This is a genomic window from Parapedobacter sp. SGR-10 (genome assembly GCF_011030405.1).
Taxonomy (GTDB): Bacteria; Bacteroidota; Bacteroidia; order Sphingobacteriales; family Sphingobacteriaceae; genus Sphingobacterium.
Genome location: NZ_JAAJTJ010000011.1, coordinates 88179 through 105011, shown reverse-complemented (window position 1 = coordinate 105011; position 16833 = coordinate 88179). Strand labels below are relative to the sequence as shown.

The 16833-nt window shown below is 44.7% G+C and carries 6 protein-coding genes; all 6 read right to left on the bottom strand.

Annotation, left to right across the window (positions count from 1 at the left end; all coding sequences use genetic code 11):
* Positions 1-886: 886 nt before the first annotated feature.
* The 6 genes from G5B00_RS10150 to rpoC all read right to left on the bottom strand — a co-directional run bounded on the left by G5B00_RS10150 (position 887) and on the right by rpoC (position 16799).
* Entirely contained in the window at positions 887-3769 is a 2883-nt protein-coding gene (locus G5B00_RS10150) for a DEAD/DEAH box helicase (RefSeq protein ID WP_163874461.1), read from the bottom strand.
* Positions 3770-4021: 252 nt separating this feature from the next.
* Positions 4022-5203: an exo-alpha-sialidase gene (locus G5B00_RS10145; protein WP_163874459.1), complete on the bottom strand. Its 1182-nt coding sequence runs from the start codon at positions 5201-5203 to the stop codon at positions 4022-4024.
* A 58-nt stretch (positions 5204-5261) separates the two neighbouring features.
* A complete protein-coding gene (locus tag G5B00_RS10140; RefSeq protein ID WP_163874456.1) occupies positions 5262-6302 on the bottom strand; it encodes a sialidase family protein in 1041 nt (346 codons plus the stop codon).
* 196 nt (positions 6303-6498) lie between these two features.
* Positions 6499-9924 carry a pyruvate carboxylase gene (locus G5B00_RS10135; RefSeq protein ID WP_317168844.1) on the bottom strand — a complete coding sequence of 1142 codons (3426 nt, stop codon included), beginning with the start codon at positions 9922-9924 and terminating at the stop codon, positions 6499-6501.
* An 860-nt stretch (positions 9925-10784) separates the two neighbouring features.
* Positions 10785-12218 (bottom strand): NAD-dependent succinate-semialdehyde dehydrogenase, encoded by a 1434-nt coding sequence (locus tag G5B00_RS10130; RefSeq protein WP_240894452.1) that lies wholly within the window; start codon positions 12216-12218, stop codon positions 10785-10787.
* Between the two features lie 303 nt (positions 12219-12521).
* Entirely contained in the window at positions 12522-16799 is a 4278-nt protein-coding gene (rpoC, locus tag G5B00_RS10125) for a DNA-directed RNA polymerase subunit beta' (RefSeq protein ID WP_163874447.1), read from the bottom strand.
* Positions 16800-16833: the final 34 nt, after the last annotated feature.

Sequence of the window (16833 nt, the reverse complement as noted above, 5' to 3'; positions counted from 1 at the left end):
GGGTTAAATAAAAGAAAGGAATAAATTAGACAGATTCTTTCCGCTCAATGGCCGCGGAGGCCTAGTCCTTGGAATGCACCCAAGGACCAAGGTGCTGTGTCCAATCAATGTGGTTTGTCGCACAGGCTAGCGCTCACGGCAACAGATACCGTCAAGGCTGGGAAGAATTCCGAAGCCTTAGGATAGAGCTTCGGAAATATCCCCTAGGCCTTGGCCTACCCCCGTCCCCGGTATCTGCTGCCGTCTGCCACCACTTGTGATTGGACGGGGTGCATTCTATAATGGTTAGCCTATCCCTGCATGTAATGTACTGATCTGCAAGCAAAGTAGCCCCTTACTATACAGCGTCCGTCCATTTCAAGACATCCTGTCGCATAAGGCTACCGCTCAATAGCCCTACAACGCTGCCCTTGGGTCTCCCTAGGACCTTTGCCCACCAACCTCTCAACAAACTATTCTCGATGCGGACAGGAGCGCGGGGTAGTTGGACGCATCAAAACTGAACGAAGCTAGAGGCATCTCACCACACAGCCACCCCTTGCAAGGCTATTCCTGCCGATGCTGATGAAATGGACAGTTTGCTATCCACTATGGATGCGGACAATCCTACAATCCAACACCGTTATTGTCCGGATAATATATCCAAAATAATTGCACTATCCGTACAAACTCTTAAAATGCCGCCTCAAAATTTTTGCGGACATGCAGGAATAGTGATCCGTTGTCGCAAAAGTTTTAAGCGGTGAGTTTTTTGCATACTTTTCTGCGGAAAAAAAGTATGAGCCCGTGCGGCTTGAGCACAAAGAAACCAAAACCCTTCGTTTTCTCTAAACAAACCAATCCCTCAAAAAACACCTCATCCAAAAACCGCCAGACATAAACTTCATTACCTCAACAACTCCCGCAAATCCTCCTGTGACAACGATTTCACAAAACTTTCTTCTGTCGTGATCAATGCATTAGCAATATGCTTCTTTCGGTTTTGCAGGGCGACTATCTTTTCTTCGACGGTGTCTTTGCTGATGAATTTGTAGATAAAGACATTCCGTTGCTGACCGATACGATGGCTACGGTCTATCGCCTGTTGTTCGACGGCCGGGTTCCACCACGGATCAAGGATAAAGACATAGTCCGCCTCGGTAAGATTGAGTCCTATGCCCCCGGCTTTGATGGAGATCAAGAACACTTTGACCTGCTCGTTTTCCTTAAAATACCGTACCGCTTCTGCCCGATCTCTGGTCGCACCGTCCAGATAGGCGTAAGGAATATTATTTTGTTCAAAATATGCCTTGAAAAGCTCCAGATGCTTGACAAACTGTGAAAACAAAAGCACTTTATTGCCTTCGGCAACAACAGCCTGCAACATATCGATGACCGTATCAAATTTTCCCGAACCGTCCCTATACTGTCCATCGACCATCTGTGGATGGTTTGCCAACTGACGCAATTGGGTAAGGCCCTGCAACAGGGCAATCTGTCCACTGGCAGGAGTCGGCAGAAGCTGATTGTCCAACAGGGCATTGCGGTATTCGGATTTTGTTCTTTCGTATATTTCGTGCTGGGTTTCGGACATCTGGCAATAGATGACCTGTTCTGTTTTTGGGGGCAATTCGGTTGCCACTTGGTTTTTGGTACGGCGCAGAACAAAAGGTTTGATCAAGGTTTGCAGACGTTGGGCGAGGGCGTCGTCCTTTTTCTTTTCGATACCCTGTACAAATTCTTTCTGGAAAAAAGCATAACTCCCTAACAGGCCGGGATTGGTAAAGTGCATCTGCGACCAGATATCGGAGACCGAGTTTTCAATGGGTGTACCACTTAGGGCTAGCTTGTGCCTGCTCTTTAAAAGCTTAGCAGCCTTAAATGTCTTGGAACCCGGGTTTTTGATCTGCTGGCTTTCGTCGAGAATGATATAGTTGAAATAAAAGGAGTTCAGCATCTCGGCATCGCTCCGTAAGACACCATAGGTCGTGATGACCAGATCAGCCTGGGCAAAAGCATAAGCATCCTTAGCACGGTTATAGCCTGTATGGAATAGCAAACGTAGCTTCGGTGCAAACTTACGGGCTTCGCTCTGCCAGTTGTAGACCAAAGATGTAGGAACAATAAGTAAGGAAGTCTTGGTTTGATCTGTATGCTGAAGCACCTCCTTCTGCCTTTGCAGCATAGCCAATGTCTGTACCGTCTTACCCAAGCCCATGTCGTCAGCCAATACACCGCCAAACTGGTATTTTTGCAGAAAATGAAACCAATTGTAGCCTGCCTGTTGGTAGGGTCGCAACTGCCCATTGAAATGTAGTGGAGCATCGGCAGACTCCATACTTTCAAAATCACTCAGCCGGGCCAATTTCCTGCTCATGGTCAATGCCGTATGTTCACTGATTTCGTGTAATACACCGATATGTACTTTATGCAGTTGCAAGGAGTTCTTCCTAAGCGAAAAGTGGAATAGATGTTCGTATTGCGCAAACCATTCTTCGGGTATAATAGCGATATCACCATTGGGCAACGTAAATTCCTGCATCCTATTGAGAATGTGTTCACGCAGTTGTACAAACGGGATCTTGAATGTACCAAAGATGGCAAACGCACGGATATCAAACCAATCGTTCTCTTCGACAACTTCGATATCCAATGCGGTCTTCCCGATATAAAAACGCTTATCACCCGTCTCCTGACGAATACGAAAGCCACGGGCAAGTAATTGTTCCTGCTGCATGCTGACCCATTCTATACTATTGGCAGCAGATGCGGAGGGGAGCAGGTAGCTTCCATATAGCGAATCTTGCCGTATCAAACCTAGATTTTCGAGAAAAATATGTTGTTTTTCTTCCCATGCCATCGAACGCTTGATCCGAAAAAAGGTATACCAGTCCTTTTCCGTATCGTATTGCAAACGCACAGAAACCCTGTTTTCAGAGGTCTTGTGGAAGTTGTATGCACCATAATCGAAAGACAATTGAAAATAGGCCTCCTGTCCGGACGAGTAATGTAACGTCAGTATGGGGGTTGCGTCCTCCTTGATGGTCTTGATATCGAAGCCCTCGGCGTAGACATGGTGTTTTTCGATAAGTCCGCTGACAAAGGTTTCCAGATATTTCCGTTCGGTGTTTCGGGTGATCGAGATGTATCGCTTCTGGAGAAAAGGGGTCAGTTTCTTTCCCTCCAAAGGTTCGTTGAAATAAAACAACGTATCGTCAAGCAATAGCCAGGCCTGTAGATTGATGATGACTTCGGCATTCTTGTACATAAAATCCAATCGGTCTCCTTTATATTTCAATGTAGGAAAATACCGTATCTCGTTTTCGCTTCTTCGGAAATGAAACAAGACCGAGGACGGTTCGTCCGCAATCTGCAAGGCATGTTCGGCAGGATACCCGTCTTTTTTGCTCATACGGTACAAAGGCTTGTTGCGAAGCATTTCGAGTACCTTGAGCAGTTTTGCTTCCAGTTTGGGCCGCAGATAGTCCGCTACCTTCTGATCAAAGATCGTGGTAAAGTAATCCACGGGGCGGATGGCTTTCTTGTGGTATTTTTTGATGATCTGCGTTTGCTCCAGCTCATCCAATAGCTTGATAATCTTGAAATCCGTTTCATCCAACGCAGCGGCAAATTCATCTATGGTATTGGAAAAAACGCGTTTAGAAGAGAGCGATAAGGAACCATTGCTGTTCAGATAGACGATATGGGGTTCGATAAGGTAGCCTAAGTAAGGGTGTTCGCCTAGAGAGTATATCAGTTTGAAAGAAGCACTATTTTCTATCTGTTGCATCACGCGTATGTCCGTTAAAAAAAGACATCTAATATAGCGCTATTAAGTAGAAAGTTAAAATTAAATTGGAAAGAGTTTGGGTTGCCCAGAATCAGGCATTCAGCCCACCATCCATCAGAATGTTCTCTCCATTGATATATGCACCTGCATCTGAAGCAAGCAAAACCACCAATCCTTTGATATCATAGGAGCCACATCCTCATTGTGGAGGATATCCATATCTGCATAATACACCATAAACAGATCCCCAATTTACCCATTGGTTTTTACATGACAGATCGTTCCTGCAATATGTGGCTTATCATCGTTACTATCAAAGTTTGAATACACCACTAAAAATCTAGCCTTATCCAACATGATCGCACTCGTATTTCCCTCTTCCATTCCCAATCCAGTACGTAATACATGGTGATCAACATCGTCCATATTGGTACACCCGATATTTAAAACCGCTCCCCGGATCTCTGCCCCCTCATGACAATATTTGTAAGTGAGTAATACAGCACCATTATTCAAGCGTAATAAATGCGGAGCACCAATATAATCCACTTTTCGTACTGACGTATTAGTCCATGTGATGCCATTATCAACGGTCTCTGTAGTGATCAGACGTGTTTGTTTGCTATTTCCCACATCGGGAATACCTTTTGCAAAGCAAACAATTTTGCCGGAATCTGTTTTGTACAGGGTCGGTTCTGTCAAAGAATAGCCTGCCGGTCTTGGAATAGTAGATAATATAGTCCAGGTCAATCCTTTATCCTTCGTTTTATAAATGGTTATATCTTCCGAATAACTACTACATAATATCGAACCATCTTTCAACTCTACGCTTTCCCGACCAATCGTATTCGAGCCGGGCAAAGCAACAGGCTCATCCCAACTCTTTCCATCATCCGTTGATCGCAACGAATAGGCTCCTTTTATGAATCCAATCCAATTATCAAAAATAGGGATTCCACGATTTTCGTTAGCTGACGTCTTCACCTCTACCTGCCACATAAAAAAAGTACAGAACAAAGAGCCATCTTGCAAAACATGAATAACAGGTCTATCCACGCCATGTAAGAAATTAGCATATAATTCTGACGCCTCTCGATCCCAAACCTCTCCGTCCTTGGAAATCAGATTAACAGCCTCCGAAGAAGGATCAATATCCGTTTTACCATACCGATAACTCCAGTCAGGCGCCTGACGGAATGCCAAAAACAACTTGCCATTACCTAGCTTGCCTACACTCGGGAAAGCATTTAAATGATGGTCAGCATATACGGTAATATGTCTATCTACAACAAATTGATAGTCAAAAGATCTTATAGTCTCATTGTCCTGACCCAAAAGAAATTCGGAATGTTTACAACCACTACCCACAAGCAATGACGATGCAGCAAAAGCAGAAGATGCAGCGATGAAATTTCTACGGGATACTCTTTTCATGATAGCCTATTTAATTTTTAAAAGTGAAATCAAAACTCTGATTTATTTAGCTCGGTCTTCAAACCAGCTTACATACTGTACCGGCAATATACCTCGGCCCTCTTACCTCATCATAAAAATAATATACAACTAAAATCCGATCGTCATCAAGCTGAACGGCACTCGTATAACCTATGTCAGCACCATAAGCATCATCCCGCAGAATAACTTCTTTAGCCGTATCAATATCCGTGCATTCCGCATTTAAAACCCTGGCTCTTATGCCGTAAGGCTTACGCCTGTAACCGTAAGTCAGCAAAATATTCCCGTCATTCAACCGCAATAATCCGTAAGGATTAGGATTATTAATAGTCGTGGACAACACAGGAGTACCCCAGGTCATTCCTCCATCCAATGATTCGATCGTAACTAATGGATTATCTGTATTTGCAGTGCCTTTGGACGAACGGGAAAAACATACGATTTTTCCACTTACTGTTCGATAAAGATTAGGTTCTGAAAGAGAATATCCATTATAATTGGGTATAAGAGCAATCTCTGACCACGTGATCCCGCCATCAGTAGATTTATTAATGCGTATACCACCCGTATAGTTTGCGACAAGGATTGATCCATCGGCAAGCTGTATACAATTTCCTCTAAGTGCTCCGGCCCTTAGAGGAGTAGGCTCATCCCAGGTGACACCACCATCAATAGATCGGATAGCATAAGACCTATCCGCAACAGCAATCCAATAATCATATACAAGCCTACCCGTAACCCCGGAGTCAGGGTCAAAAATTTTCCACAAAAACACTGTTGACAGCAAGCTTCCATCATTCAACACTGTTATACATGGATCCTGAACGCCGTAAAGAAAATCGTCATGCAAAATATGTTGAGCTGTCGAGTCCCAGGTCAAACCATCGGCAGACGTCATATACATGGCGCGTGATTTCGGATCGGTATGCTGCGCTTTTCCAAATTTAGGAATATAATTTTTAGCCTGCCGGAATCCCAAATAATATGTACCATCCGACCGCTTTACGATATTGGGGAAAGAGTTGTAATGCTTGTCCTTGCAAATAATGAAATGATCAATAGGGATTAATGTACTCATAATAATATTAAGCTCTTTTTGTTGCTGAATTAAACATAACTTTACCCGTTGTGCATTTTAAATATTATTTACATTACTAGCACTGTCTTTCAGACTGTTGTGACCTATAAGATCAAAAACATATATCCTAAAAAATCGGTCTGGAGTTCAGGGGACCCAGACCGATTTTAAGTTTAATGTACTATTTGAGCTTCATTTATTCAAACTCTACGATCAAGTCTCCTTGATCGACGATCGTATTTGCCGGCAAGACGACTCTTTTTATCCGTCCCGCCACCGAGGATACCACAGTGCTTTCCATTTTCATGGCCTCGATCACGAAAAGCGGATCTCCGGTCTGTACATGGTCACCTTCTTTCACCAATATCGCTGACAGATTACCCTGCAAAGGTGATCCCTCCTGCTTGGCCGCATTACTGACCTGCTCATGCTGCACTTTTGTAGAGGATGCCGCATGGTCTTTGACACGTACTGTCCGATTGCCTCCGTTGAGCTGAAAACTGACCATCCGCATCCCCTCCTCATCCGGATTGGACACATACATCAACTTGATCAATATTTCCTTACCCTTTCTCAAACGCACAGAAATCTCTTTTTGTCGGCCAAGCGGGTAGAAAAAAGCTTCGGTAGGAATCTCTGTGACATCTCCATACAAAGCCTTGTGGTGGTAATACTCATCGAATACCTTAGGAAACATCTGATAGGACAGGTAATCCAAAAAAGTACTTCCGGAATACTGGGCGTAGAATTCGGAAACGGAAGCCTCCAGATCGACATCGGGCAGGATAGCCTGCTGTTCGACGTCTTTGTGCTGTTCGTTCCGTAAGACAATCCGCTTCAGTTGCTCCGGAAATCCCCCATAGGGTACACCAAGCTCACCTTTGAAAAAGCCTATCACCGAAGCGGGGAAAGACAAGTTTCTGCTGTCGTCCAGAACATCCTCAGCGGTAAGCGAATTGGCCGTCATGAACAGCGCCATATCTCCGACAACCTTACTGCTTGGCGTGACTTTGACAATATCCCCAAACAGCTGATTGACAGCAGCATAATTGGATTTTATTTCGGGGAGTTTAGTTCCCAATCCTACACCTTCTGCCTGCTGACGAAGATTGGAGTATTGGCCACCCGGTATTTCGTTCTTATAGACTTCGGCCGTAGACGTTTTTAGATCCGACTCGAAGGGATAATACATATCCCGCACCGTTTCCCAATAATCACTGTAAGCATTCAGTTTTTCCAGATCGAGAGCATTCTCCCGCGGCCGCCCTTCCATCAAGGCCACCAAAGAATTCAAACTGGGCTGTGAGGTCGTGCCGCTGAACGAGGCCAATGCGCAGTCTACACTATTGATTCCCGCATCTATTGCATTCAGGTAAGTCGCCAGTTGCGTGCCCGCCGTATCATGTGTATGGAGCGCTATGGGCAGGCTGATGTGTTCACGTAAAGCAGAAACAAGGACGGTACAGGCATCGGGCTTGAGCAACCCTGCCATATCCTTGATTGCGATCATATGCGCTCCCGCATCTTCCAATCTTCTGGCGAGATCCAAATAGTATTGAAGGTTGTACTTATTGTTTTCTTTGCGTAGCACATTTCCGGTATAACAGATTGCCGGCTGCGCGATCGCTCCGGTATGCTGCACCACATGCCGGAGCGCGGGGAGCATAGACGAAACATTGTTGAGCGAATCGAAGATACGGAATATATCTATGCCCTGTGTCCAGGCCTCATCGATAAATTTCTCTACAATGTTCTTGGGATAGGCAGAATACCCTACGGCATTGCTTCCTCTGAAAAGCATCTGCAACAATACATTGGGCATGGCTTTTCGCAATCTCTGTAACCTTTGCCAAGGACATTCGTGCAAAAAACGTAAGGCTACATCGAATGTTGCTCCCCCCCACACTTCGGCAGAAAACAGTTCGGGTACATCTTTGGTATAACCCTCTGCTACGGCCAGAATATCTTTCGTCCTCACTCGGGTAGCCAATAGCGACTGATGAGCATCCCGATAGGTCGTATCTGTGTAGTGTATCTTCGGATCCTGCAGGATTTGTTTCATAAACTCTTCCCTACCCAATTCTGTCAGTAGGTCTTTCGATCCCTTGGCATAATATGCTGTACGGGGCTCCGGTATGACGGGGCTCCGAAATTGATGCTCGTCACTCAGATCTTTTACGTACGCATGTCCGTTGACTTTGATATCCGCAAGATAACGGAGCACTTTGGTCGAGCTGTCCTTAAGTTTATTGAACTGAAAAAGTTCGGGATGCTGATCGATAAAATTGACCGTACATTCGCCTTTGATAAATTTTTCGTGATTGATGACGTTTTCCAAAAAGATCATATTGGTCGCCACTCCCCGTATCCTGAATTCTGTAAGGGAGCGGTGCAATCTTTTAGCTGTACCTGCAAGACTCTTGCCACTGGCAGTTACTTTTACGATCATGGAATCGAAAAACGGTGATATTTTCATACCTTGATATGCACTGCCTTCATCGAGCCGAATTCCAAAGCCTCCTGCATTTCTATAGGCAATCAGCGTTCCGTAATCGGGTTTGAAATTATTTTCGGGATCTTCGGTAGTGATCCGGCATTGGATAGCAAAACCATTGCGCACGACGTGGTCCTGACTGGCCAAACCGATCCTAGCATCCGAAAGTTCTACACCTTGGGCAACCAAGATCTGGCTACGGACGATGTCTATACCTGTGATCTCCTCCGTCACCGTGTGTTCTACCTGAATCCTTGGATTGACCTCGATAAAATAAACTTCACCTGCTGTATCCACCAAAAACTCAACCGTTCCCGCATTATTGTACCCCACCGCTTTACCGATCCGGATAGCGTACTCATAGAGTTTTTCTTTGACGGACTGGGATAAATTTGGAGCAGGTGCAATTTCGACAACCTTTTGAAAGCGTCGCTGTACCGAACAATCTCTTTCAAAAAGATGTACGATGTTACCGTAATTGTCTGCCAACAGCTGTATTTCGATGTGTTTGGGCGAAGCGATAAACTTCTCGATAAAAACCGTACCGTCACCGAAAGCTTTCAGTGCCTCTCCGGAGGCTTCCCTGAACGAAGGGAGGAGATCCTGTTGTCGATGAACGACCCGCATACCGCGTCCTCCTCCACCTGCCGCAGCCTTCAGAATAACCGGAAATCCGATCTTGGAAGCATTGGACAAAGCTTCCTCAAACGCATCGGGTGCTATCATACAGTCTTCGATGACAGGCACATCGATAGAACGTGCCAACACCTTGGCCGCTATCTTGTCTCCCAATTGCTCCATGACCTCTGCATTTGGGCCTACAAAGATAATCCCTTCTTCCCGACATCTTTTTACAAAATGTACATTCTCGCTCAAGAAACCATATCCCGGATGGATGGCATCAACTTGATTTTCTTTCGCGATACGGATTATTGCCTCTACATCCAGATAAGGTTTCAACGGTTCATTCGCTTCGCCGATCTGATAAGATTCATCTGCTTTATAACGGTGCAGCGAATAACGGTCTTCATGGGTAAAGATGGCGACAGTAGTAATGCCCATTTCGGATGCTGCACGGAGTACGCGTACAGCAATCTCTCCCCGGTTCGCAACCATGAGTCTTTGGATCGCACGGGAAGTGTGCGCCGATGTGTTGATTATAATTTTTGTAGTGTTTAGCAGTGATTACTCAAATAGGTGTGTGTTTATAATTAAATATTTAAATCGTTTGTTTTCACAAAGTTATTGACTGTTCATTGAATAACAATAGATAATTTTTTAGGCGATTATATATTTTAGCAACCAGCCCGTCATTTCGACGAAGAATGAGGAGAAATCTATGGATGAATTGGATTAATGTCCTATCTGGCCATAGATTTCTCTTCGTCGTACCTCCTCATCGAAATGACGACAAAGTTTGGTTAAAGAAATATATAATTACCATTTTTTATTCCATTGACCATAATGCACCAAGATAAGATATTTTCCGGTAACGTTTATCCTAAAAAATATTTTTCTCGATTTTTTCAATACAATTTGCGAAACTTCCTTCCCTTTTGGCTATATGCAAAATTATTTGACACACACTTATTTTCCTACTACTATCCACTATGTATACGATACTATTTTTTATTTTTTGAGTTGATAAATTTGTATAGCTATTTGTCATGCTGACGATAGGAATTGCAAAGCAATCATTCATGCCATTGACGGCTAACACGAATGAATAACCATCTGTTTATCAGTAGATTCCTCCTAACGTCGGAATGACAATCTATCTGAATTAACAACACCTTATTTTTATGTATCCTTCATGAGCCTCTTAAAGAGTAAGGCTGATGAAGAGTAAACTCTTGTACCGGTACATTTTTTTTATGGTTATAACCCAAAAAAGTATTTTTTTCTAAAAGTTATTATGCCTATAATCCTATTTTTTGAATTTAAGAAATCTATCTATTGCACTTCAGACTGATAAAAAAAGCGTACTCTTACTTACCTCTGCCAAAATTGATATACTTCAACTCCATGTATTCATCCAGCCCATATCGTGACCCCTCTCTACCCACTCCGGACTCCTTGATACCGCCAAAAGGAGCTCCGGCAAAGGAAATACGCCCCTCATTTACGCCGACTATACCCGCTTCTAACGCTTCGGCTACACGCCAACAACGATGTACATCATTGCTGTAAAAATACGATGCCAGACCAAACTCGGTATTATTGGCCATTTGGATTGCTTCCTCCTCCGTCTTAAACCTGAATAACGAGACCACTGGGCCAAATGTTTCTTCTTTCGCTATCAACGTATCTGCCGAGACATCAGCCAGTACGGTAGGTGCATAAAACAATCCTTCGATCACCTTACCTCCTGTCAATATACGAGCACCTTTGCCCACGGCATCCGTGACATGTTCCTGCACTTTATCCAAACCATTTTGATTGATTAAAGGCCCTATCTGCACATCGCCGTCCATACCATGACCAACCTTCAACCTGTTTACGGCATCGGTCAATTGCTGTGAAAATTGATCAAAAATCGAATCCTGTACCAAAAAACGGTTTACCGCTACACAGGTCTGTCCCGAATTGCGGAACTTCGCATAAATGGCTCCCTCCACAGCAGCTTCTATATCGGCATCTTCAAAAACGATAAAAGGCGCGTTGCCTCCAAGTTCCAAGGATATTTTTTTCACATTGTCGGCGGCTTGCTTCATCAGTATCTTCCCGACAGAAGTCGACCCCGTAAACGATAGTTTTCGAATCAATGGATTTGTACTCAATTCATGGCCCATACCCGACGAATCTTTTCCTGTCACCACATTGAGCACACCAACAGGCCAGCCTGCTCTTTCGGCAAGAACGGCTAGTGCCAATGCCGTCAATGGTGTCTGCGAAGCCGGACGCAGCACTACGGTACAGCCCGCCGCGATGGCAGGTGCTACTTTTCGTGTGACCATAGCCAATGGAAAATTCCACGGTGTAATGGCTGCCACGACACCTATACCTTGCTTGATGGTCAGAATCTTGTTGGAGGCCCTTGGCCCCGGAATGGTCTCTCCATAGCTCCGCTTGCTTTCTTCTGCAAACCAGAGAACAAAGGATGCTCCGTAATCGACCTCCCCCAAGCTTTCCGTCAAAGGTTTTCCGGATTCCAGGGTTATGATCTCTGCCAATTCTTGCTTGTGCTCCAGTATCAATCTGTACCACGTTTCCAGTAAGGCAGCCCTTTGCATGACATCACTTGCCTTAAAGGATGACCATGCTGTGTGAGCAGCCTCTATGGCACTATGTACTTCGGCAATACGCAAGTTGGCTACCTTTTCAACTACCGATCCTGTTGCCGGATCCACGACATCAAACGTATCTGCTCCCGCAATCCACTGTCCATTGATATACGCCTTGTCGACCTTTAATTTTCTCATATTCATTCCCCTTTCTAGTCCTAAAATATAGTTGAATTTAAAAAAAATTTGTAGAGACGTAAAGTAAAATCTTAGGATGCACGATAAAAATCCGTTTGTATGTCATGTCGACGATAGGAGACATCTGTTAGCCACAAAGATAGATTCCTCCTATCGTCGGAATGACAATGCTTTTTCAACAATCTGCATTTTGTCGTGCACCCAAAATCTTACGTCTCTGCAAAACAAAAAAATCCCGCTCTTTCGAACGGGATTTTATCTTTCATTTCACAATACGCACTACGCATATCGCAATACTAAACACTAATCTTCTTCTTTCGAAGCCAATAACTGATCGTACTCCTCACGGGAACCGACAATGATATTGCTGTACTGACGTAAACCTGTACCTGAAGGAATCAAGTGTCCAACGATGACGTTTTCTTTCAATCCCAACAAATCATCACGCTTACCTGCGATAGCAGCCTCGTTCAGCACTTTAGTTGTCTCCTGGAAGGAAGCTGCCGAGATGAACGATTTCGTACCCAGGGAAGCCCTCGTAATACCTTGCAGCAACGGACTGGAAGTAGCAGGGATCGCATCACGCACCTCTACCAATTTCATATCCTGACGCTTCAGGTTGGAATTCTCTTCACGTAGCTTACGTAAAGTAACGATCTGTCCTGCACGTAGGGTTTTGGAATCCCCTGCCTCTACGACAACTTTCTTGTCGTACAAGGAATCGTTCTCCTCCATGAAGTCCCATTTGTTTACAGCTTCTTTTTCCAAGAAACGTGTATCTCCTGGATCCTCGATGTTGACTTTCTGCATCATTTGGTGTACGATCGTCTCGAAGTGCTTATCGTTGATCTTCACACCTTGCAGACGGTAAACTTCCTGAATACCATTTACGATATATTCCTGTACGGCAGCCGGTCCTTTGATCGATAGGATATCACCAGGAGCGATCTGTCCATCCGACAAAGGCATACCTGCTTTGACAAAGTCATTGTCCTGTACAAGGATATGCTTAGAAAGCGGCACCAAATATTTCTTCACTTGTCCATCACGGGATTCAATCGAAATCTCACGGTTACCACGTTTCACACCACCCAAAGACACGACACCATCAATCTCCGTCACCACAGCTGGGTTGGAAGGATTACGTGCCTCAAACAATTCGGTCACACGTGGAAGACCTCCCGTGATATCTCGTGTCTTACCAGTAGAACGTGGGATCTTGACCAATATAGCTCCTTCTTTCACTTTCTGTCCATCGGAAACCGATACGTGCGCTCCTACCGGAATGTTGTACGAACGAATGATCTCGCCTTTGGTATCGACAACCTTGATGGTAGGGTTCTTCGTTTTATCACGGGTCTCAATGATGACCTTTTCTTTGTGTCCGGTTTGCTCATCAGACTCTTCACGGAAAGTAACTCCTTCAATAATGGCGTCGAATTCAATCTTACCCGCAAATTCGGAAATAATCACGGCATTATATGGATCCCAATCGACCAGTTTCTGGCCTTTCTCGACTTTCTCCCCATCTTTTACAAAAAGGTTCGAACCGTAAGGAATAATTTGCTGGTACACGACTTTGCGATCAGCATTGACAATCTTGATTTCGCCCGAACGACCCAATACAATATGATAGGCTCCTTCGTCACCTTGTTTTTCTACGGTACGTACGTTTTCGAATTCTACTGTACCTTCGTACTTGGCAATGATGGTAGATTCGGCAGCAATATTGGATGCTGTACCCCCAACGTGGAACGTACGAAGTGTCAACTGTGTACCTGGCTCACCGATAGACTGTGCGGCGATGACACCCACAGCTTCACCCAGTTGTACACGCTTGCCGGAAGCTAGGTTGCGTCCATAGCAGCTTGCACAGACACCGCGTTTCGACTCACAAGTCAATACCGAACGTATTTCTATACCTTCGATACCAGCTTGCTCTATTGCTTCTGCAATCTCTTCGGTAATATCTTCATTGGCAGCGACGATCAGTTCGTTCGTTTCTGGATGATAGACATCATTCAGTGGCGTACGACCCAGAATACGCTCGTACAATGGTTCGACAATGTCATCATTATCCTTCAATGCAGTCGTATAGATACCACGCAATGTAGCACAATCTTGCTCGACTACGATCATATCCTGTGCGACGTCATGGAGACGACGGGTCAGGTAACCCGCATCGGCCGTTTTCAACGCCGTATCGGCAAGACCTTTACGCGCACCGTGTGTAGAGATAAAGTACTCTAGTACGGACAGACCTTCTTTGAAGTTGGACAAAATCGGGTTTTCGATGATCTCCCCACCCGAAGTACCGGATTTTTGAGGTTTTGCCATCAGGCCCCGCATACCGCACAACTGACGGATCTGCTCTTTCGAACCACGGGCACCAGAATCCAACATCATATATACAGAGTTGAAGCCTTGATTGTCATTGGACAGGATATCCATCACGTGCGCCGTCAGCCGGTTGTTGATACGTGTCCAGATATCGATGATCTGATTGTAACGCTCGTTGTTCGTAATGAAACCCATGTTATAGTTGTTCATTACTTCGTCTACTTCAGCCGTAGCTTGTGCAATCAAATCTGCTTTAGCCGCAGGAATATTCAAGTCTTGCAGGTTGAACGAAAGACCACCCTTGAATGCCGTCTGAAAACCAAGTTCCTTCATGTCATCCAAGAATTTGGCTGCACGTGCCATACCTGTATTCTTTACGATTTCTCCAATGACGTTACGCAAAGATTTTTTCGTCAGAATCTCGTTGATATAACCGACTTCTTCGGGTACGATCTGGTTAAAGATAACACGGCCTACCGTAGTCTCGATGATCTGCTGTTTAAGCTGGCCATCTTTGTCAAGAACATTTGTACGTACTTTGATCCAAGAGTGAAGATCTACCTGTTGCTCGTTCAAAGCAATGATGACCTCTTCCGGAGAGTAGAATGTCGTACCTTCTCCCTTCATCTTACGGTTTTCATCGGATTTACGGCCTTTTGTAATATAATAAAGACCCAATACCATGTCTTGCGACGGTACTGTAACCGGTGAACCGTTGGCAGGGTTAAGAATATTGTGCGAAGCCAACATCAAAATTTGGGCTTCCAGGATTGCAGCATTGCCCAATGGCAAGTGAACAGCCATCTGGTCACCATCAAAATCGGCGTTGAACGCCGTACATACCAATGGGTGCAACTGGATCGCTTTACCTTCTACCAAAGTAGGTTGGAAAGCCTGGATACCCAAACGGTGGAGCGTAGGTGCACGGTTGAGCAATACAGGGTGTCCTTTCAATACATTTTCAAGGATATCCCATACCACAGGATCTTTGCGATCTACGATTTTCTTGGCTGACTTTACAGTCTTGACAATACCACGTTCAATCATCTTACGGATGATAAACGGTTTGTAAAGCTCTGCCGCCATATCCTTAGGAAGACCACACTCATGCAATTTCAAGTGAGGACCTACGACAATAACCGAACGGGCTGAATAATCCACACGTTTACCCAACAGGTTTTGACGGAAACGTCCTTGTTTACCTTTCAAGATATCGGATAGTGACTTCAGCGCACGGTTTCCTTCTGTTTTCACGGCATTCACCTTACGGGAATTGTCGAACAAAGAGTCGACAGCTTCCTGTAGCATACGCTTTTCGTTACGTAAGATAACCTCAGGTGCTTTGATTTCGATCAAACGTTTCAAACGGTTGTTACGGATGATGACACGACGGTATAGGTCGTTCAAATCCGACGTTGCAAAGCGTCCACCATCCAAAGGCACCAACGGACGCAATTCTGGTGGAATAATCGGAACGATCTTTACGATCATCCACTCGGGTTTGTTCTCGATACGATCATTCGCACCACGGAAGGCTTCTACAACATGAAGGCGTTTCAACGCTTCATTCTTACGTTGTTGCGAAGTTTCGTTGGCCGCTTGGTGGCGTAAGTCGTAAGACAACTGATCCAAGTCCAAACGCTTCAACAATTCTTCCAAGGCCTCTGCACCCATCTTGGCAATGAATTTCTGCGGATCATTGTCGTCCAGGTATTGGTTTTCTTTTGGCAAAGTATCCAAGATATCCAGATACTCTTCTTCGGTCAAGAAATCCATATAAGAGATACCATCTTCTTCTTTGATACCGGCTTGGATAACCACGTATCGTTCGTAGTAGATGATCATATCCAATTTTTTCGTCGGTAGACCCAACAGGTAACCGATCTTGTTGGGCAAAGAGCGGAAGTACCAGATATGCGCCACAGGCACCACCAGGTTGATGTGGCCCATACGCTCACGACGTACTTTCTTTTCTGTGACTTCTACACCACAACGGTCACACACGATGCCTTTATAGCGGATACGCTTGTATTTACCACAATGACACTCATAGTCCTTTACAGGACCAAAGATACGCTCACAGAATAAACCATCACGTTCGGGTTTATAGGTACGATAGTTGATCGTTTCGGGTTTAGTAACTTCACCGCTCGAACGTTCCAAAATAGTCTCCGGAGACGCCAGGCTGATCGTAATCGACGTAAAGTTACTTTTGATTTTATTATCTTTTTTGTAAGACATACGTTGTATAGCTTAGTAAGACCTATAAGGTTTA

Bases quoted from the DNA above. Each gene is read 5' to 3' on its own strand.
- G5B00_RS10145 (WP_163874459.1), bottom strand. From the start codon at position 5,203: ATGAAAAGAGTATCCCGTAGAAATTTCATCGCTGCATCTTCTGCTTTT.
- G5B00_RS10130 (WP_240894452.1), bottom strand. From the start codon at position 12,218: ATGAGAAAATTAAAGGTCGACAAGGCGTATATCAATGGACAGTGGATT.
- G5B00_RS10150 (WP_163874461.1), bottom strand. From the start codon at position 3,769: ATGCAACAGATAGAAAATAGTGCTTCTTTCAAACTGATATACTCTCTA.
- rpoC (WP_163874447.1), bottom strand. From the start codon at position 16,799: ATGTCTTACAAAAAAGATAATAAAATCAAAAGTAACTTTACGTCGATT.
- G5B00_RS10140 (WP_163874456.1), bottom strand. From the start codon at position 6,302: ATGAGTACATTAATCCCTATTGATCATTTCATTATTTGCAAGGACAAG.